The organism is Clostridium sp. MCC345 (assembly GCF_018785345.1).
Classification (GTDB): Bacteria; Bacillota; Clostridia; order Lachnospirales; family Anaerotignaceae; genus Anaerotignum_A; species Anaerotignum_A faecicola.
On record NZ_WQPP01000044.1, the window covers coordinates 108,138 to 126,093 of the forward strand.

22 protein-coding genes and 1 pseudogene are annotated in these 17,956 nt (G+C 42.2%); 5 read left to right on the forward strand and 18 right to left on the reverse strand.

Going from position 1 to position 17,956, the window contains the following annotated elements:
- Positions 1 to 52: 52 nt before the first annotated feature.
- A complete protein-coding gene (locus GPK49_RS08990) occupies positions 53 to 829 on the reverse strand; it encodes a TSUP family transporter (RefSeq protein ID WP_215677521.1) in 777 nt (258 codons plus the stop codon).
- A 36-nt stretch (positions 830 to 865) separates the two neighbouring features.
- Positions 866 to 1,120, reverse strand: a complete 255-nt coding sequence (locus GPK49_RS08995; protein WP_016407323.1) for a TM1266 family iron-only hydrogenase system putative regulator — start codon at positions 1,118 to 1,120, stop codon at positions 866 to 868.
- Positions 1,121 to 1,469: 349 nt separating this feature from the next.
- Between GPK49_RS08995 and GPK49_RS09000 the strand changes: the two genes are divergently transcribed.
- Positions 1,470 to 2,894, forward strand: coding sequence for an amidophosphoribosyltransferase (locus GPK49_RS09000; protein ID WP_215677522.1), 1,425 nt, complete (start codon positions 1,470 to 1,472; stop codon positions 2,892 to 2,894).
- A 152-nt stretch (positions 2,895 to 3,046) separates the two neighbouring features.
- Here GPK49_RS09000 and GPK49_RS09005 read toward each other — a convergent pair whose 3' ends face one another.
- Positions 3,047 to 3,364: a hypothetical protein gene (locus GPK49_RS09005; protein ID WP_318283887.1), complete on the reverse strand. Its 318-nt coding sequence runs from the start codon at positions 3,362 to 3,364 to the stop codon at positions 3,047 to 3,049.
- A 310-nt stretch (positions 3,365 to 3,674) separates the two neighbouring features.
- Here GPK49_RS09005 and GPK49_RS09010 point away from each other — a divergent pair, with 310 nt between their 5' ends.
- Positions 3,675 to 3,914, forward strand: coding sequence for a DUF6061 family protein (locus GPK49_RS09010; protein WP_005608569.1), 240 nt, complete (start codon positions 3,675 to 3,677; stop codon positions 3,912 to 3,914).
- A 73-nt stretch (positions 3,915 to 3,987) separates the two neighbouring features.
- Here the strand turns inward: GPK49_RS09010 and GPK49_RS09015 are convergent.
- The 10 genes and pseudogenes from GPK49_RS09015 to GPK49_RS09060 form a co-directional block, all read right to left on the reverse strand.
- Positions 3,988 to 4,119, reverse strand: a pseudogene (locus GPK49_RS09015) (ArsR family transcriptional regulator); the annotation flags it as partial.
- 135 nt (positions 4,120 to 4,254) lie between these two features.
- Positions 4,255 to 4,965, reverse strand: a complete 711-nt coding sequence (locus tag GPK49_RS09020) for a succinate dehydrogenase/fumarate reductase iron-sulfur subunit (RefSeq protein ID WP_330377146.1) — start codon at positions 4,963 to 4,965, stop codon at positions 4,255 to 4,257.
- Complete coding sequence (locus tag GPK49_RS09025) at positions 4,962 to 6,506, reverse strand: FAD-binding protein (RefSeq protein ID WP_215677524.1); 1,545 nt, start codon at positions 6,504 to 6,506, stop codon at positions 4,962 to 4,964. Before GPK49_RS09025 ends, GPK49_RS09020 begins: the two co-directional genes overlap by 4 nt.
- Positions 6,503 to 7,042, reverse strand: a complete 540-nt coding sequence (locus tag GPK49_RS09030) for a pilus assembly protein PilX (RefSeq protein WP_176923163.1) — start codon at positions 7,040 to 7,042, stop codon at positions 6,503 to 6,505. The genes GPK49_RS09025 and GPK49_RS09030 overlap by 4 nt, the downstream gene beginning before the upstream one ends.
- Positions 7,043 to 7,052: 10 nt before the next feature.
- A complete protein-coding gene (locus GPK49_RS09035; protein WP_215677526.1) occupies positions 7,053 to 7,571 on the reverse strand; it encodes a DUF6921 family protein in 519 nt (172 codons plus the stop codon).
- 16 nt (positions 7,572 to 7,587) lie between these two features.
- The gene (locus GPK49_RS09040) at positions 7,588 to 10,173 is read right to left on the reverse strand and encodes a heavy metal translocating P-type ATPase (protein ID WP_215677528.1); all 2,586 of its coding nucleotides are present in this window, start codon (positions 10,171 to 10,173) and stop codon (positions 7,588 to 7,590) included.
- 111 nt (positions 10,174 to 10,284) lie between these two features.
- Positions 10,285 to 10,515: a hypothetical protein gene (locus GPK49_RS09045; RefSeq protein WP_118360373.1), complete on the reverse strand. Its 231-nt coding sequence runs from the start codon at positions 10,513 to 10,515 to the stop codon at positions 10,285 to 10,287.
- A gap of 24 nt (positions 10,516 to 10,539) precedes the next feature.
- Entirely contained in the window at positions 10,540 to 10,830 is a 291-nt protein-coding gene (locus tag GPK49_RS09050; protein WP_015552777.1) for a DUF4491 family protein, read from the reverse strand.
- Positions 10,831 to 11,108: 278 nt separating this feature from the next.
- Entirely contained in the window at positions 11,109 to 11,468 is a 360-nt protein-coding gene (locus GPK49_RS09055) for an ArsR/SmtB family transcription factor (RefSeq protein ID WP_005330964.1), read from the reverse strand.
- Positions 11,469 to 11,599: 131 nt separating this feature from the next.
- The gene (locus GPK49_RS09060; protein ID WP_318283888.1) at positions 11,600 to 11,875 is read right to left on the reverse strand and encodes a PBECR4 domain-containing protein; all 276 of its coding nucleotides are present in this window, start codon (positions 11,873 to 11,875) and stop codon (positions 11,600 to 11,602) included.
- Between the two features lie 29 nt (positions 11,876 to 11,904).
- Between GPK49_RS09060 and GPK49_RS13030 the strand changes: the two genes are divergently transcribed.
- Positions 11,905 to 12,030, forward strand: coding sequence for a hypothetical protein (locus tag GPK49_RS13030; RefSeq protein WP_255647162.1), 126 nt, complete (start codon positions 11,905 to 11,907; stop codon positions 12,028 to 12,030).
- Between the two features lie 71 nt (positions 12,031 to 12,101).
- Here GPK49_RS13030 and GPK49_RS09065 read toward each other — a convergent pair whose 3' ends face one another.
- The 5 genes from GPK49_RS09065 to GPK49_RS09085 form a co-directional block, all read right to left on the reverse strand.
- Positions 12,102 to 12,806, reverse strand: coding sequence for a DUF6040 family protein (locus GPK49_RS09065; RefSeq protein WP_215677530.1), 705 nt, complete (start codon positions 12,804 to 12,806; stop codon positions 12,102 to 12,104).
- Positions 12,790 to 14,511: a MobA/MobL family protein gene (locus GPK49_RS09070; protein WP_215677532.1), complete on the reverse strand. Its 1,722-nt coding sequence runs from the start codon at positions 14,509 to 14,511 to the stop codon at positions 12,790 to 12,792. Before GPK49_RS09070 ends, GPK49_RS09065 begins: the two co-directional genes overlap by 17 nt.
- Complete coding sequence (locus tag GPK49_RS13195; protein WP_215677534.1) at positions 14,411 to 14,839, reverse strand: hypothetical protein; 429 nt, start codon at positions 14,837 to 14,839, stop codon at positions 14,411 to 14,413. The genes GPK49_RS09070 and GPK49_RS13195 overlap by 101 nt, the downstream gene beginning before the upstream one ends.
- Positions 14,839 to 15,153, reverse strand: a complete 315-nt coding sequence (locus GPK49_RS09080) for a DUF3847 domain-containing protein (RefSeq protein ID WP_215677536.1) — start codon at positions 15,151 to 15,153, stop codon at positions 14,839 to 14,841. Before GPK49_RS09080 ends, GPK49_RS13195 begins: the two co-directional genes overlap by 1 nt.
- 146 nt (positions 15,154 to 15,299) lie before the next feature.
- Entirely contained in the window at positions 15,300 to 15,530 is a 231-nt protein-coding gene (locus GPK49_RS09085; protein WP_002578307.1) for a helix-turn-helix domain-containing protein, read from the reverse strand.
- Positions 15,531 to 15,705: 175 nt separating this feature from the next.
- Between GPK49_RS09085 and GPK49_RS09090 the strand changes: the two genes are divergently transcribed.
- Together GPK49_RS09090 and GPK49_RS09095 are read left to right on the forward strand one after the other, a co-directional pair.
- Positions 15,706 to 16,335 (forward strand): helix-turn-helix domain-containing protein, encoded by a 630-nt coding sequence (locus GPK49_RS09090; RefSeq protein WP_117598208.1) that lies wholly within the window; start codon positions 15,706 to 15,708, stop codon positions 16,333 to 16,335.
- 86 nt (positions 16,336 to 16,421) lie between these two features.
- A complete protein-coding gene (locus GPK49_RS09095) occupies positions 16,422 to 17,717 on the forward strand; it encodes a tyrosine-type recombinase/integrase (RefSeq protein WP_215677538.1) in 1,296 nt (431 codons plus the stop codon).
- Positions 17,718 to 17,956: the final 239 nt, after the last annotated feature.

Consider the following 17,956-nt stretch of genomic DNA (forward strand, 5'->3'; position numbering starts at 1 on the left):
GATTTCGACTTGCACGAAAAAAAGAGATGTGAGTTTCACATCTCTTTTTTCTTTAAAAAAACATATCATAAATTACTTTAATAAACAGCAGTACGATTACCACAATCAGCATCTTGCGGATAACTGCCGCGCCTTTTTTTATGGCAACCCCTGCGCCTGCATAATTGCCGCAGATATTCAGCACTGCCGCGGGAATCGCAACCTTCCAATATACCGTTCCTGCCAGAATATACACTGCCAGAGAAGCACAGTTGGACGCAAGGTTCAGAAACTTTGCGTTTCCTGTCGCTGTCCGCATATCGTATTTCAGAATCAGGCAGAAGGCAATCAGTGCAAAAGTGCCTGTCCCCGGTCCGAATAGACCGTCATACAGCCCAATCAAGCCGCCAATCAGCACGGAAAGGGCATATTTTTTCCGTTTGCCGAATCGGTCGGAATGGTTATCGTTACCCATGTTTTTGTTGATGAGCGTAATCACTGCCGCAACAGGCAGAATCAAGAGGAGCATGGTTTTGAGCGTATGTGCATCCAGCACCAGTACGATTTTTGCCGCTATCGCGGAGCAGACAAACGCCCCTGCCGCCGCCAGCAGCCCCACGGGGATATCCACCATTTTGTTGCGGTAATACCGCAGGGTGGCGATTGCCGTGCCGCAGGAGGATGCAAATTTATTGCAGGCATAGACCATGTGAACGGGCAGGCCGCTGATGAGGTAGGCGGGAATGGTAATCAGACCGCCGCCCCCTGCAATGGCATCCAGAAAGCCTGCCAGAAAGCTTGCAAGCATCAGAAAAACGAAGCTTTGCGTTGAAATAATCAGGTGAAGCATGTTTCATTCCTCTTTTGTGATAGTTTCTGAAGCTGCTCAGGCTTCGCTTGCCTTTGTGGTAACGGTTTTCGTGGAAACGCCGTCAAGCATCCCCAGCTTGCCGGAAAGTGCGCTTGTCACGCTGCCGGGGGCATCCATCACAATGCAGATGATGGAAACCTTGCGTTCTCTGTAGGGAATCCCCATGCGCCCCACGATGTAGCTGCCGTATTCATGCAGAAGATCGTTCACTGCTGCCGCTTGCGCTGTGTCCTCAATGATAATGCTGATAACGGAAATGCGATTTTCCATAATTTTTTCCTCCTTATTTTCATAAAACGGTATCCAAAGAATACGCCGAACCCTTCGTTCGGTCACTACCTAGAAGGATAACAAATCTGCCGCCGCTTTGCAAGGAAAAACCATCCTTCCGCCGCCGTATAACAGCCATAATCAGGAAAACTTATCATACTGATAAAAAATCCTTATCTTTTTTGGAAAATCTGCTATCATACGGCAAAAATCCTCTTTATTTTTCTCTGTTTCTATGCCGTTGTTTTGGTTGTATTACCTTTTTTTTTCGTTTAAAATAAAACTAGCGGAAAAATTCTGCGGACTACAAAATAATACGGTTTGTTTTTTATACATAAGGAGGCACATCATGGGCGGCTTTTTTGGCGTAACAAGTAAAAATGACTGCGTTCTGGATATTTTCTTTGGCGTAGATTATCACTCCCATCTAGGCACAAAAAAAGGCGGTATGGCACTTCATAGTAAGGAAAAGGGATTTCAGAGAGAAATCCATAACATTGAAAACACACCCTTCCGTACAAAATTCGAGGATGATTTGTATGAATTTGAGGGCTGCGTTTCCGGCATCGGCTGTATCAGCGATAACGACCCTCAGCCCCTGCTTGTGCGCTCCCATCTGGGCACCTACGCGATTACCACCATCGGTGCGATTAACAATGCAGAGGAGCTGCTGCAGGCGGAATTTGATAAAGGGCATCAGTTTATGTCCCGTTCCACAGGCAACGTAAACGAAACGGAGCTGGTTGCAAGCCTGATTAACCAGAGGAGCGATCTCATCAGCGGCATCAAATATGCACAGGAGGCGATCGAAGGCTCTGTTACCCTTCTGATTCTGACGGAGGATGATGCAATCATTGCCGCAAGAGATAAACTGGGCAGACTCCCTGTTCTCATCGGGAAGGATGAGGATGGCTATGCCGTTTCCTTTGAATCCTTCGCATATCAGAAGCTGGGCTATGAAAAGGATTATGAGCTTGGCCCCGGCGAAATCGTGAAAATTACCCCCGAAGGCTACAAAACCTTACAGCCTGCCGGCGAGGATATGAAAATCTGTGCCTTTCTCTGGAGCTATTACGGCTACCCTAACTCCAATTACGAGGGCGTTAATGTAGAAGTGATGCGTTATAAAAACGGTGAGATTATGGCGCGGGATGAAGCGGCAAGAGGAACACTCCCTGAGGTTGATTATGTCGCAGGTATCCCCGATTCCGGCGTGCCTCATGCCATGGGCTATGCGCAGGAAAGCGGCTACACCTATGCGCGCCCCTTCGTAAAATATACCCCGACATGGCCTCGTTCCTTCACACCTGCGAGCCAGAAAATCAGAAACCGTGTGGCGAAGATGAAACAGATTCCCGTACCCGAGCTGATTGAAGGCAAGAAGCTGCTCTTTGTGGATGACTCCATCGTTCGCGGTACGCAGCTTGGCGAAACCGTTGAATTCCTTTATAGCACCCATGCAAAGGAGGTTCACATGCGTTCTGCCTGTCCTCCCATCATGTATGGCTGCAAATATCTGAATTTCACAAGCAAGAGCAGTGAGGATGATTTGCTTGCACGCCGCATCATTCATGAACTGGAAGGCCTGCAGGGGGATGCGTATCTGGAAGAATATGCGGATGCCTCCACGGAAAGAGGGCAGTGCATGCTGAAGCGCATCTGTGAAAAGCTTGGCTTCGCTTCCCTTGGATTCCAGTCTCTGGATGGTCTTCTGGAGGCAATCGGTCTGCCTAAAGAAAAGGTATGTACCTATTGCTGGAACGGGAAAGAATAAAAATTGAAATAAAAAACAAACGAGAATATAAGAAAAGCCGAGAATCAAATGATTCTCGGCTTTTTGCGTGGGAATCAATGCACCCAAAAGGTAGCCGCATGCCGTAGTGCAGGACTGCTCTGTAAAATGGATTCAGCTTGACAAACTGGAAGTTATCTTTTTCTTAATGGCAATGCTATTAAATTTCCCAATAATGCAATAACAGCATATCCAACTACATAAACCCATGCACTTGAGTTATAAAATATAAATATAGATGGCGCAAACATTATTGCTACAATCAAAATATACCAGAAGTTAAAACCATTCCTAACCCCATAAAAAACAGAGGTTATTAAACATATTAGAGGAATAATTACTAACATAACAATCATTGCACTTCCTGTGTTTTTTATAAACCAAGGAACGATATAAAAATCTATCAGCAACAGTAGGTAGAAAACCATGTTCTTTTTTAATTTATCCATCATATCATCATCCTTTCAAATTCCGATTGAGATTTCACCTGTTTTAAGCAATTTAACAACTGTTATATTTTGTTATTAAATTCTCCGCAAACCCTTGAAAACACTGAATTTATCACAGGCGAGCTTTCCCTTATTGTTTCCCTTGTGTTATATCGTCCCACCAGTGTTTACGAACTCTGATAAGGGAAAATACAAGGGCAAAAAAATTATATAAAATAGTATAACATAAAATAAAAGTGACATGGTGAACTGATTGAAATGCTTCTGATTTTTGTAGCAAATAATTGATTGAACGATAAGGAGATAAGATACGATGAGAACAATATTTGCAGAATACAATCCCGGACGAAACAGCATTGATGTTTATACCTCTGTTGGCTATATGCTCCGCATTGACTGTTGGGAAGCTGAAAAGGACTTAAAAACCACATCAGGATCAGACTGTGCATTAAACGCACTCGCCATTGATGATCCTCTTGAATATGCAAGATTATATCTTGATGGAAATTTGCAGATGTGGGTAGATGCGGAAGACTCATTAGATATTTTTTAATTTTTAAACAAATACAACAGTTTAAATAACTATTAGCTACAATATTTCCGGAACATTCATCATGGGATAAAGTTGGCTGGGTAATTTCAAATCTTTCCAAAAGTTTACACCCGCACTTTTCTCCATCCGACAGCATCTGTACAATTTCCAGCCGGTTCGCATCGCCCAAAGCCTTGCATATCAAAGCCACATCCATTGCATTCATATTGACACCTCACATTGATCATTGTCTATGTTCAATATACTATATACATAGATATTTGCCAATGTATGTGTTTTAAAAAAGAGAATCAAGTTTTTGATTCTCTTCATACATTCATTATAGCTTTTATCATCCATTTTATTTGCCCCAAACAGCCGCTGCATTCGACCTTACAAGCAGTTCTTCCACAGGCAGACCAATCGGACAAATATCATGACAAGATAACGACTTCCCGCATCCCTCAAAATATTTCTTCTTATATTCAGCAGAAATCTCATTCAAATGAGTGCTTTCCTGTTCTTCATTCAGAATCCGAAATGCGTTGACTGCAGCAACAGCGCCTGCAAAAGTCCCATTTGCAGAGAAGTTAGGACACACTTCAAGGCAGCAGCCACACATCAGACAGCGTGCCGACTGGTATCTCGGTTCATGTGTCCACGAACTCATATAAGCTTCACTTTCAAGCCAAAGGTTCAGTTTTTTCAAATTTTCAAACAGATTTGACCGGTCAACGATCAAATCTCTTACAAGCGGAAATTTGCTTAAAGGTTCCAAGGTGATTGTAGAACCTTTTAACATATGTAGAAATGTAGAGCATGCCAGCCTCGGACGTTCGTTAATCAGCATGGCGCAAGCCCCACATTTTCGCACCATACAGCTACATTCCCAGCTGATGGGAGTAACTATAGTTCCTGAGTTATCTTTCAAAGGAGTTCTACTGTTCAATTCCTTTAGAACAGTGGCAACAGAGCTGTTTTTGCTTCCGTCAAACTCAAATTCCTGCCAATAACTGTCTGATTTCTGACTCTCCTGCCGCCTGATTTTTATTTTATATACCAAGTGAATCACCGCCTTTCTGGAACAGGTACAAAGGAAATCTGTATCTGCTTTCCATCAAATCTGGCTACCGTTGTTTTAAGGTAATCATTGTCATTGCTCTTCGGATAATCCTCCCGCCAGTGTGCACCACGGCTTTCTTTTCTTGCAAGAGCACTCTTTAGAACTGCCATGCCAAGCAATGGAAGATTTCCTGTCAGCGCTTGTACCGTTTGAATCCCATTTAACAACGTATTCTCATTTCTGACAACGCCCATAGTCTCCTGCATCACTTTGTTTAATTGCTTTATTTCTGAAATTTGAGACGCTGGTGGAAAATCTATCTGTGTCGCACAAGATAGATCTACTACATCTGCCTGTTCGCATGCTGATTTTGCCGCAACACGTCCTCCGTATAACGCTCCTAACAGAGAATTTCCACCAAGACGGTTGGCACCATGATATTGGGCACAGCATTCTCCGGCAGCGTAAAGATTCTGAACCGGCGTTCTGTGCTGCTCATCCACCAGAATACCTCCCATAAAATAGTGAATTCCCGGTAAAACAGACACCGGTTCCTTTCGTATATCTTTATGCAAATAGGTCATACAATCGTCTGCCAGACCAGATAGCTTATTTGAAATAATCTCCTCCGATATTTCCGTCATGTCAAGAAATACCTCTGATTCATGGCTGACCTTCCATATCTCTCTGGCGGTAATATCTCGTGGCATCAGATTTCCAAGCTCCGGGTATTTTTCCTCCATGAAATACCATTGTTTTCCATCTTTCATGGCAAACAACCTGCCACCTTCCCCTCTGGCCGCCTCGCTGATGAGCATGCGTTTTCCACCACATTTCACAGTTGTCGGATGATACTGGATCATCTCGCCATTTGCCAGAGGAACACCAAGCCGGAACAATTCTGCGGTGACTTCTCCTGTATTGCTCAGCGAACCCGTTGTATTTCCAAACAATCCGTGCATACCACCGGTGGCAACAATAACCGCATCCCCCGGTAATTCCACAGTCTCCTGACTGTATTCATCCCTGATTACGCAGCCACAACAAATATTGTCACACAGACGAAGTGTTAGGAAAGAATGATGGCTGAACCGTTCTACCATACCAGATGCTTCTTTCCTGCGAACAGCGTCTATCATAGCTGTCATGATCTGCTTCCCGGTATCGCTCTGCGCAAAAGCAGTCCTTTTCTTTTTCTGCCCGCCAAAATTCCGCAGATCCACATCATCATAGCCGCTCATGTTAAATTGAACTCCAAGTTTTAACAGCCAGTGCACCAGCTCCGGTGCTGCCTGTGTCATTCCCCAAACTGCATTTGGATCTGCCAGACCACATGCTGCCTTTATTGTATCTGTAAAATGTTCTTCGGGACTATCGTTTTCATCTTTTGTATTCAAAGCTGCGTTGATACCGCCCTCCGCCATAACAGACTGTGCCCTCTCTGACGGAAGGGAGGAAACCAGTTTTACATTGCATCCATTTTCCGCTGCCTGCAAAGCCGCTGAAAGTCCTGCCAGTCCAGCACCTATAATAATAATTGTCTTACTCATAGATATTGCCACCCAATATAATAGAAAATAACTGCGCCCGCTATAAACAGAAGGAGCACCGAAAGAATCAAATAAATATCACCCCTTCGTTCTTTATAACTGATGATTCCTAGCGATACGAGCAATGGGCGGATATTGATAAAAATATGAACAAAGATTGCCGCCACGAACAAAAGCTGAGTTACCATCTTTACAGTTGTAAAAGGGAACAAAATATATGTCCCATTCTGCACCTTTCCAAACAAGCCAATATGGAATAACAGCAGAATCAGTATTGCCATCCCACTGGCTCGTCTCGCCCAGAATATGACGTTTTGTTTCAGATACATTTTTCCTGATTGCTTCGCTGTCTGTAAACTCTGAACTGTCAGGATGACACCAATCACCGTATGCACAACAAGAATACCAACACCAATCCATGCAAGAAGTTTCCCTGCACTACTTCCAACTCCGTTCAGCATAAAGCTGCCCATGATTCCATGAATCATAAAAATGAGAAGCATTAAAACAGACAAAATCGTATTCCATTTTCTCATAAATTCCCGCTCACCTCATTTCTTCGCTGTCCATGATCATATAGTCCATCTGTGTTAGCGTTGTAACGTCAATAAAATCATCCGATGCCAGGAATACATCATACTTTCCACTTACCACTCTTGATAGCATCATTGTGTTACTGTACTCTTTCAGATCTACGGAGAAACCGGCCTGTTTCAACCTGTCACAGAGTTTCTTAGCATAACTGACAAGCGGATAATCCGTCTCAGATACATATAACCGAAAACTAATGTCCGTTTTCATGAGATCTGTTTCATTTGTTTCCGAATCGTCCAGTGCCAATTCTTTTAATTTATTCCGGGTGTTCTCGTTGTCGAGACCATCTGACATCATATTAATACCGAGAACATAAGAGCCTTCCAACTGTGCGGAGGCTTGAGCCGCCTTTTTTGACTTCGGTGTTGCTCCTGTGACTGCATCAATCATAGAGGGCGGTGAGTGCAAAAGTGCACCGAAACCTGCAAGAAAAACAATCGTAACAACTAACAGAATCAGTTTTCGTTTCACATTCCCACCTCATTTCCTATTTTTTCAAAATTCTCATTGCGTTTAAAACAGCAATTATGGTAACGCCTACATCACCAAATACAGCTTCCCACATTCCCGCAATACCAAGAGCGCCAAGAATCAGGAACACACTCTTAATCCCAAGAGCAATCACTATATTCTGCATGACAATCTGTTTTGTCGCTTTTGCTACTTCAATCGCGTCCACCAGCTTAGACGGTTCATCTGTCATCAGAACTACATCTGCTGCTTCAATGGCCGCATCCGAACCAAGCCCACCCATTGCAATACCAACATCTGCACGGGCAAGGACAGGAGCGTCATTGATACCATCACCAACAAAAGCCAATTTGCTTCCCGGTCTCTTTTTACTATCTAAAAGCTCAACCTTTTCCACTTTTTGGTCAGGAAGCAGCTGTGCATAATATTCATCCAACTGCAATTCTTCTGCAACGGACTTCCCAATTTTTTCATCATCACCGGTAAGCATGACTGTTTTTTCCACGCCGATATGTTTCAGGTCAGAAATTGCTTTTTTACTGTCCGGCTTCACTTCATCTGTTATCAAAATACATCCTGCATATTGACCATCTACAGCCAAATAAACTTTTGTACCTGCGTTTTCACAGGTTGTGTACTCTATACATTCTGTATCCATAAGTTTCGTATTGCCAGCAAAAACTTTCTTTTCCCCTGCCATTACACTGATTCCATATCCTGAAATTTCCTTATAATCAGAAATCACTGACTGATCAATTTCTTTTCCATAAGCAGCAAGAATGGATTTTGCAATAGGATGGTTAGAAAAACTCTCTGCCTCTGCCGCATGCTCCAGAACCTGTTCTTTTGAAAATCCATTTGCAGGCAGAATATCCGTCACATTGAAAACACCTTTTGTAAGTGTTCCGGTTTTATCGAACACAATAACGCTGACATTATTAAGTGCCTCTAAATAATTGCTTCCTTTTACAAGAACACCTCGTTTAGATGCTGCACCAATGCCGCCGAAGAAAGTCAGCGGGATTGAAATAACCAATGCACATGGACAAGATACCACAAGGAAAACAAATCCTCTGCGAATCCACTCTGTCCAGCCTCCGCCAAGAATGATCGGTGGCAGAATCGCCAGAAAAGCTGCTAAGATTACAACCACAGGTGTATAATAACGTGCAAATGTAGTAATAAAATTTTCTGTTGGTGCTTTTCGGCTTGACGCATTTTCCACAAGATCAATAATCTTTGAAGCCGTAGATTCACCAAATGCTTTTGTTGTCTTAATCATTAAGACACCCGTCTGATTCATACAACCGGAAAGTGCTTCGTCTCCTTTATGAACGCTTCTCGGAACCGATTCTCCAGTTAAAGCCCTCGTATCCAGCATAGAATCTCCATCCAATACCACACCGTCTAATGGGATTTTTTCACCAGGCTTTACAATAATAATCTCACCAATGGCAACACTTTCAGGAGATATGGTAATCAATTCTCCGTTCCTTCTGACTGTAGCACAATCCGGACGTATATCCATTAAGTCTGATATAGATTTTCTGGAACGCTTAACAGCCAATGACTGAAAAAATTCACCTACCTGATAGAATAGCATAACAGCAACTGCTTCTGGATATTCACCAATGACAAAAGCCCCAATCGTAGAAACACTCATCAAAAAATGTTCATCAAATACACGCCCCTTTGAAATGTTCCTCACAGCCTGCCATACAACATCTCCACCAAGAATAACATAAGAAACAATGAGAAAAGCTAACTCGATAGGCAGTGGCACTTTCGCAAAAACAGTCAATGCCATACCAATGGCATAGATTGCTGCACCAGTCGCTAAACGAACTGTCAACTTCTTATCCTCATTGTTATAGGATGTATTGGTATCCTGTTTTTTTGCAGGTATATAGTATTCCTGTGCAATTTTGGAAACTTCTACATCTGGCTCATGGCTGTGGACAATCGTTTCAATCTGACTGGCTATTGTATTTGCGACAGCTGGAGCAACATTGATTGTCAGCGTCTGCTTCATCAAATTTACAACTGAGGATTGTACTCCATCCAATTCTCCGACTTCTTTTTCAATTTTTGCGGAGCAGTTCGGACAGTCCAAGCCCTTTAACAAATAACTCTTTGTAACAGGGATAATTGTTTCTTCCTGAACCTCCACACCCGGCTCATGGCTGTGGACAATCGTTTCAACCTGACTGGCTATCGTATCTGCGGCTGTCTGAGTAACATTGATTGTAAGCGTCTGCTTCATCAGATTTACCACTGAGGATTGCACTCCATCCAACTCTCCGACTTCTTTTTCAATTTTTGCGGAACAATTCGGACAGTCCAACCCTTTTAACGAATAACTCTTTGTAACATTCATAATGGTTTCTTCCTGAACTTCCACATCTGGCTCATGACTATAAACAATCGTTTCAATCTGACTGGCTATCGTATCTGCGGCTATCTGAGTAACATTGATTGTAAGCGTCTGCTTCATCAGATTTACCACTGAGGATTGCACTCCATCCAACTCTCCGACTTCTTTTTCAATTTTTGCAGAACAATTTGGACAGTCCAACCCTTTTAATAGAAATATGCGTTTCATGATAATCTCCTTATAATTTGTTTAATTGTTCAATTACTCACTTAAACTTCCCACATAAATAGTGGGATTTGTACCTTGAAAACTCTATATTTCAGATCCTAAAAATACCACTTACGCCACCCGGAAGTCTTCACTTAGGGCGTTCTGCATGAATTCTGGCAGTCTGTTGAAGAAGTCGATATAGATTTTTTCAATCAGCTCGTCAGAAACGTGTAAGATTGCCTTGATAAACGCTCCATAGCAAGTACCTTGCCAGCCCCCAAGTGCTGCAACATGGTTTTGCAAGCAATAATCCGCAACGTTCGCTCCTCCAGTATTCACCTGTAATCTCCATACCGCCATCTTCTCATCTCCCCGCTTTCTTCTTTAGTGCTTATCCACCTTCCGCTTCGGGAACCATCCTTTTGCCACTCTTTTTTCCTGTTCTTTCAGTTCCTTAATGCTCCAAAAGCAACTGACGCCCAAAACACCCAGGGAAACCGACCAAAGTATTTCCTGCATTCTTACGGATAGAATCATACACAAAATGCCCACCAGCAAAAATACCGGCCAACAGCGGCTTCCAAAGTAATACTCCGCATATATAACAATAGGATGGAACAATCCAATCAGAAAAAAGGTAAGCACACCAATCAATATACCACTAAAATTCATCATAACTCCTTGTCCTTTTCCTTATACAAACAGCACATTATCGCAGACCGGCGCAACTTATCTTCTGCGTGCAACAGTCGCCCTCAACAACATATCCAATATGCGCAAAGAAGAAGTATTGCAATATAGAACTACAACCTTCCTCTTCCATATTTTTTAAATATCTGACACATTTTTACGGATTGCATTTTTTACACGGATCATAACCTGCAGCAATCAGCGCATCCCTACTCTATAATTTGTTTAATTGTTCAATTACTCAACTATAATATTAAAAAATATTATTTCTGCCAAAGATGCTCAAATCCCTTGTCAATAATCTCTTTCACATGATCATCTGCCAGCGAGTAGTAAACTATCTGTGCTTCTTTACGGAATTTTACCAGATTCGCAAGACGCAATGCCTTTAACTGGTGTGAGATTGCGGATTTCGTTACCCCCAGTAGCACAGCAAGATCACATACACACATCTCACTCTGTTCCAGAGCGTGTAAGATTTGTACTCTGGTACCATCTCCAAATAGCTTAAATAAAGATGCTAACTGGATATAATCATCTTTGGGTTGCATCTTGGATTTCACATCATTCACAATATCCTCATGAATTACATCGCAATTACAAATATAAGACGTTTTTGGCATATATTCACCTCCAAATAATAATAGTTGAACAATTACTCAACTATTATTATACTTATTTTTAAATTCATGTCAATAAGCTGATGTTAGTTCCCCATAAATTTTACAATTGAAACCAGCTCTTTATTCCTTTCTTAATCTTTTTTCCCAGTATACCGTTTTGGCTTTCTTGTCACACTTCCTGTAAATTCCAAATTTGTAACGCTGAGTTTATATGTAATTGTCATGGTTTCCATATTTTTTAGAACACATATCATTTCATTCGTTAATTCCGGCAAGCGTTTTAAACACGGAAGTTTCCTTTTGGCATTTGCATATACATGTCTTGCGTCAAAATAGAACTGATTTTTTGTAAGAATAGATTTTTTTGCATTATTATAAAAATCCTTGGCCGAAAGTCTTGTCTCCACTCCTGTTAAATGCAGAAAGTGATGCCTTAATGGCAAGCCTTCAGGAAATTTTAAAGCTCAGCAATGAACAACTGACTGCTTTTACCGCTGATTTTGAAGCAAGACTGCCGGAATATCTGCGAAATGCACTCCATCCTAAGTCTGTAGCAGCATAAATCACTATTTTGTTAGCTGAAATATTGAATTTTCAAGGTGCGAATCCCATTTTAGATATGGGAAGTCTTAGTTAATAATATCCCCGTTCTTCCTGCCAGTCTTTCACATAACATCGGATTCCGATATAGACCACATGCACAAGAAGTAATAGCACAATAAGGTTTATCGGAATAACAGATTTTATCCATTCACCGAAATAGATCACGATAGCTGTACTCATTATTGCCATCATGATACTGATGATATCCCAGCAATATTTCCGGTAGATTTTCCCCACCTGATAACCAATCCCGATTATCAGGAATCCCGTTATGAGGAATAAAATTCCCATAATAATGGCTATGATCAACCAGTACAGAATCTCGGAAATGATACTATTTGAGATTCCATTGTTTAATTGTCCGAAAGAATCTGCACCTGTCACAAACTCTTGAAGCAGGCTTACAATTCCTTTTCCTATCGTAACGAAAAAAGTGATGCAGTCGTTAAGGAAAGCAGGAGAAAGGATAGCAACGAACAGTGTAGTTGCTATGCTGTACCATGTCAGCAGGAACAGGATACTTTCATAACCTGTCGTCATATTTTTATATTTTTTCTCCAACTGAATTTTTCGGTTATCGCATTTCTCTTTTGCTTTCCGGTAAGCAGTGCGATCACATTTTTCACATTTCTCATAAGGCACTTTTTTCTCAACAGCTACCTCTACCGTCTTTTGGTATGTCTGTGCATAAAGTTTCTCCTGTTCCACTTTTTCGTACTTAAATTTCCATGTCACGACTTCTGCGTCGGCTCTTTTCCTGCTGTCTGTCTCGCTGGTTAATTGTTGCTCTGTTTGCCTTAATCTTGTCCGCAATGCTTCGATATTCTCGGCTCTGTTTTCGCTGTTCAATTTCTCGTTCAAGCTCAGCGATCTGCTTAGCTGCCTGTTCAGTTCCATAATCGTCTCGTCTTTCTGATCCAGTTCGTCCTGCATCTGTTCCGTCATCAGCAGAAGTTCTTCCACCTGTCCGACGTTCTCTGAGTTTACGTATTCTCTCATCTATATCCCTCGCTTTCTCTATCTGTTGTTTAAGGTCAGCAATTCGCTGTTCTGTTTCAGTAATAAGCTGTTCTCGCTGTTCAGCTTCTGCGTTAATTTCTGCCATTGCTGATTCTCGTTTTCCAACTGTTCGATTCTGTTTTTCAGCTGCTCGATCTGGGAAAGCAGTTCTTCTGTATCTGGCAAAAGATTCAACAGCCCGGATAACTCGCTGTTTAATATCTGCAAACTCTGGTTCTGCTCCCGGAAGGACAGAAGCTGTCTGTCCCGTTCCTGCAATTCCTGTACCATCTCTGCCATAAGCTTCTGCTGTTCCTCTATCCGGTTTATCATTGACTCCATCATGGGAATGACTTCCCGGCTTTCTTCTAAGGTCATTCAATCGCTCCTTCCATTGTAATAATGCACCAGACACTTTTCCGAAACTGGTCTGTATCTTTTTCAACAGTGCATTTTGTCTTTTTATGATCTGGTTTTCCTCTACTTTCCATGAAGCTGTCTGTACCTGTCCATTTTGAAACTTCTCATCAATTTTTCTTGCATCTGCACCCTCATGAATTGTAGGAATTTCTAATTTCCCCTGTCTTGCATAGGAACGGTGGTCAACCCGTTGCTCTACTGATAAATGTGCATTACAGACTTTCGCCCATTCGCTCCGCCACAATTCACAGTTCTTTGGATCATTCCACCCGGTAGCATCGGTTAATACACGTTTCCACTGTTTACGGTTCCTTGCACCGACTTTCTGATTGCCATTTTCGTCCAATACCGGGATTCGGATTCCATGACGGTCAGGGTTCTTTTTATCCTGCCACCAGTCCGAATGGGATTCATCCACCACAATATTTCCATTTTCATCTCTGACAAAATCCCAGTCCTTGACTTCTTTGTTTCCCCATGAATGGTCTGGATTGAATGGCCGCATCGTCACAAGTAAATGCACATGTGGGTTTCCATCGCCCTTATCGTGAATGCTCCAATCTGCACACATGCCTTTGTCTATAAAGTTTTTCTGAATATAATCCGTTGTATATTCAATCTGTTCCTGTCGGCTCCATTCTTTCGGAAGTGAAAATTCAAATGACCTGCCGAGTTGTGCATCCGAGGTCTTCTCAATCTTCAAAACTTCATTCCACAAACGCTGTTTCTGAAAAGTGAGTTTAAATTTTTCCAGTGCAGCATCTTTGTTATCTGCTCTTTTATATCGGACAGATTTCTGGAACCGTCTGATATTTTCAGCAGGTACATTCAGCCATTCCTGTGGTGCATTTTCACACATCATCAGGCTGGTATAAACAACTTCTCTTTTGGAAGTGTAATAACTGATTCTGCCTATTTCTTCATTTTTCATCACATCTCCATTGAGATAAGCAGATGCCGATATGATGGATTTTCCTTTGCTGCGTCCAACAATCTTTACTGTATAATGAAAAATTGCCATGATCCGTTTCCCCTTTTCTGCCGTATCCGGCTTTGATTTCCGGCAAGTAACGTTTTCCTAAAAGAAAATGGTATCTGCCGGAACGCCCTCTGCGTAAGAGTGCCCTGTGCATAACAGCCTGAATGGAATGCGCCCCTCTGGCGAAGAGTGCCTCCTGCGGCATGATCAGGTCTGCATGAAATGCCCGCCGACGGAACGAGCCCGGCAAGCATAAGCGCAGACCGGTTGCCACCTGTGGCAAACTTATACGGACGACCTCTGGTTGTCCATAAATGCGCCCTTCATAAAAAAACAATGAAGGGAATGGAAAACCCACTCCCTCCGGCATTACACTTCCTCCGTATTTGCAACTGGCTCTTTCTGCATTGCCTTTGAGAAAAACTTTCCGTTTGCTTCCTGCCTTTTTAAGAAGCCAATCAGCTTCGGGATATCTTCTTCCTCAATCGTAGAACCCAGCACCGATTCCACCGCACCGCCAATCTGGCAGAGCCTGTGTGTCCGTCTTTTGGTTTCCACATCTTTCTGACGTTTCTTCAGTTCCCGTTTCTGTGCTGCATACTGTTTTGCTTTCTCAAGGCTTTCCTGTTCTTTCTTTTCCAACTGGAGCATACGCTCCTCATAACTCTTTGTTGATCTTGCCATAAATATCATCGTCCTTTCATTTTTCTTCCAAACATAAGTTTCCTGTTGTCTGTCAGACGAAGTATATGGTATAATCTGCTTGCGTGTAGGTATATCATGGCTCCGGTCTGATAGAACCTTTGGCGGTTTCTTCGGGAACCGCTTTTTTAAGTTGAACCGTTTCTTGTGACTGCTTTCACATTTCCCTTATCCCTCAAGTCCCTGCCCTCGTTGGCTTCCATAAAGAGTTCCAGCATATCTGTTTTGATCAGGACTTTTCTCCCAACCTTCAATACCGGAAGTTTCTTCCACTCTACCAACTTTCGCAGGGTGTTCCTGCCGATTCCTGTATAATCAGCAGCTTCCTCAATAGATAAGGCGATCTTTCTTTGCGTCATATGACCACCTCCTTATTGATTGCATTATGCAATTTTATTTGTGCTGTCAGTATAGCGTGTTTGCATCCTGCTGTCAAGCATTATGAAATTGTATTTCTTTTCTATAAATTGCATATTGCAATATATGTTGTTACGTGGTATAGTAATGACATACCGAAAAAGGAGGCACATCAGCATGAAAGATAAAGAACTACGCAAGCTGATTGGCAGCAGGGCAAAACAGCGCCGTCTGGAATTAAATCTGACACAGCCTTATGTCGCAGAGAAAATGGGAGTTACCGCTTCCACAATCCTGCGTTATGAGAATGGTTCGATTGACAATACCAAAAAGATGGTACTGGAAGGTCTCTCGGAAGCACTTCATGTATCAATCGAATGGCTCAAAGGGGAAACCGATGAATATGAAACTGATATTACGGATAAGAAAGAATTGCAGATTCGTGATGCGATGGGCAACATTCTCAAACAGTTACCTCTTGACCTCAATAAAACAGAAGACGCTTTTTCTAAAGACTTACTGCTGTTAATGTTAAAGCAATATGAACTGTTTCTGGATTCGTTTCAGTTCGCCTGCAAAAATTACAAAGGCAGTACCAAAGATGCGGACATTGCCAAAGTAATGGGATTTGAATCGAAAGATGAATATAATGAGATTATGTTTCTCAGGGAGATCACACATACTGTCAACGCATTTAATGATATGGCGGATGTTGTAAGGCTCTATTCAAAGAAACCGGAAGCAGCAGAACAAAGGCTTGCCAATCTTTTATCCGAAGTTATGTATGAGGATTCTGAATCGGTATAGTAAGACAACCGGAGTTGTGATATACTTACACGCAAGAAGCATTTCAACAGTTCCGATTGTCTGATATCGAAAGGAGACATACGATTATGGCAAAAGGATCTGTTAGAAAAAAAGGAAAGAAATGGTACTACCGCTTCTATGTAGAGGACGCAAGCGGTAAAATGGTTCAGAAAGAATACGCCGGAACCGAAAGTAAAAGTGAGACGGAAAAGCTTCTCCGCAAGGCACTGGAAGACTACGAAGATAAGAAGTTTGTTGCAAAGGCAGATAATCTTACCGTAGGGGAACTTCTAGACATGTGGGCAGAAGAAGAACTAAAAACTGGGACACTCAGCAACGGTACAGTGGAAAATTATCTTGGTGCAATCCGCTGTATCAAAAAACACCCGATTGCAGACCGCAAACTGAAAACAGTTACTGCCGAACATTTACAAGCATTTCTTGATCTGCTTACATTCGGTGGTGAGTTTCCAGACGGGAAAGTAAGAAAGGGATACAGCAAAGATTATATCCATTCTTTTTCCGCAGTGTTACAGCAGTCATTCCGTTTTGCAGTATTTCCAAAACAGTTAATCAGTTTCAATCCGATGCAGTATATTAAGCTGAAAAAACAGGCAGAGGAAGTTGACCTCTTTTCCGATGATGAAGTGGAAGAAGGTACACTGCCGATTTCACATGAGGATTATGAACGGCTTATCCAATATCTGGAAAAGAAAAATCCACCTGCTATTCTGCCGATTCAGATCGCATATTATGCAGGACTTCGTATCGGGGAAACCTGTGGTCTTACATGGCAGGACATCAACCTTGAAGAACAATGCCTGACCATAAAACGCAGTATCCGTTATGACGGAACGAAGCATAAGAATGTGATTGGAACAACCAAGCGAAAGAAAGTAAGGATTGTTGATTTTGGAGATACGCTGACTGAAATATTGAAAGCAGCAAGACGGGAACAACTGAAAAGCCGGATGCAGTACGGGGAACTTTACCACCGCAACTATTACAAAGAGGTGCATGTAAAAAACAGGGTGTATTATGAATACTATCACCTTGACGGAACACAGGAAGTCCCGGCAGATTATAAGGAAATCTCCTTTGTCTGCCTCAGACCGGATGGCAGTTTAGAACTGCCGAGTACACTCGGCATTGTATGCAGGTCAGTGTCAAAAAAGCTGGAAGGATTTGAAGATTTTCACTTCCACCAGTTACGGCACACCTACACCAGCAACCTTCTCTCCAACGGGGCGGCTCCGAAAGATGTACAGGAACTGTTAGGACATTCTGATGTCAGTACCACAATGAACATCTACGCTCACTCAACAAGAAAAGCAAAGCGGGATTCCGCAAGACTTCTTGATAAAGTAGCGAGCAATGCTTAAATAAAAATTCCCTTATTTCCCTTGCGGATTCCTCACAAGGGCAAAAATAAGGGAAAATACATATCATTTCACTATCTAAGAGGCTGTAAGCCTTGAAAAATAAGGAAAGTTCAGGAAATCTCTCTACAAATTCCGATTTGTAGCTCAACTATCGCATTCAAATTATACCATAAAACTTGTGAACAATTCTACCGCAACTTTGGACTATATGAGAAAAGTCCGAACAGTTTTCTGCCCGG

Bases quoted from the DNA above. Each gene is read 5' to 3' on its own strand.
- GPK49_RS08995 (WP_016407323.1), bottom strand. From the start codon at position 1,120: ATGGAAAATCGCATTTCCGTTATCAGCATTATCATTGAGGACACAGCG.
- GPK49_RS08990 (WP_215677521.1), bottom strand. From the start codon at position 829: ATGCTTCACCTGATTATTTCAACGCAAAGCTTCGTTTTTCTGATGCTT.
- GPK49_RS09050 (WP_015552777.1), bottom strand. From the start codon at position 10,830: ATGATGAATTTTAGTGGTATATTGATTGGTGTGCTTACCTTTTTTCTG.
- GPK49_RS09045 (WP_118360373.1), bottom strand. From the start codon at position 10,515: ATGGCGGTATGGAGATTACAGGTGAATACTGGAGGAGCGAACGTTGCG.
- GPK49_RS09090 (WP_117598208.1), top strand. From the start codon at position 15,706: ATGAAAGATAAAGAACTACGCAAGCTGATTGGCAGCAGGGCAAAACAG.
- GPK49_RS09000 (WP_215677522.1), top strand. From the start codon at position 1,470: ATGGGCGGCTTTTTTGGCGTAACAAGTAAAAATGACTGCGTTCTGGAT.
- GPK49_RS09055 (WP_005330964.1), bottom strand. From the start codon at position 11,468: ATGCCAAAAACGTCTTATATTTGTAATTGCGATGTAATTCATGAGGAT.
- GPK49_RS09025 (WP_215677524.1), bottom strand. From the start codon at position 6,506: ATGAGTAAGACAATTATTATTATAGGTGCTGGACTGGCAGGACTTTCA.
- GPK49_RS09080 (WP_215677536.1), bottom strand. From the start codon at position 15,153: ATGGCAAGATCAACAAAGAGTTATGAGGAGCGTATGCTCCAGTTGGAA.
- GPK49_RS09095 (WP_215677538.1), top strand. From the start codon at position 16,422: ATGGCAAAAGGATCTGTTAGAAAAAAAGGAAAGAAATGGTACTACCGC.
- GPK49_RS09085 (WP_002578307.1), bottom strand. From the start codon at position 15,530: ATGACGCAAAGAAAGATCGCCTTATCTATTGAGGAAGCTGCTGATTAT.
- GPK49_RS09010 (WP_005608569.1), top strand. From the start codon at position 3,675: ATGAGAACAATATTTGCAGAATACAATCCCGGACGAAACAGCATTGAT.
- GPK49_RS09070 (WP_215677532.1), bottom strand. From the start codon at position 14,511: ATGGCAATTTTTCATTATACAGTAAAGATTGTTGGACGCAGCAAAGGA.
- GPK49_RS13030 (WP_255647162.1), top strand. From the start codon at position 11,905: ATGGCAAGCCTTCAGGAAATTTTAAAGCTCAGCAATGAACAACTGACT.
- GPK49_RS09030 (WP_176923163.1), bottom strand. From the start codon at position 7,042: ATGAGAAAATGGAATACGATTTTGTCTGTTTTAATGCTTCTCATTTTT.
- GPK49_RS09005 (WP_318283887.1), bottom strand. From the start codon at position 3,364: ATGATGGATAAATTAAAAAAGAACATGGTTTTCTACCTACTGTTGCTG.
- GPK49_RS09040 (WP_215677528.1), bottom strand. From the start codon at position 10,173: ATGAAACGCATATTTCTATTAAAAGGGTTGGACTGTCCAAATTGTTCT.
- GPK49_RS13195 (WP_215677534.1), bottom strand. From the start codon at position 14,839: ATGCCGGAGGGAGTGGGTTTTCCATTCCCTTCATTGTTTTTTTATGAA.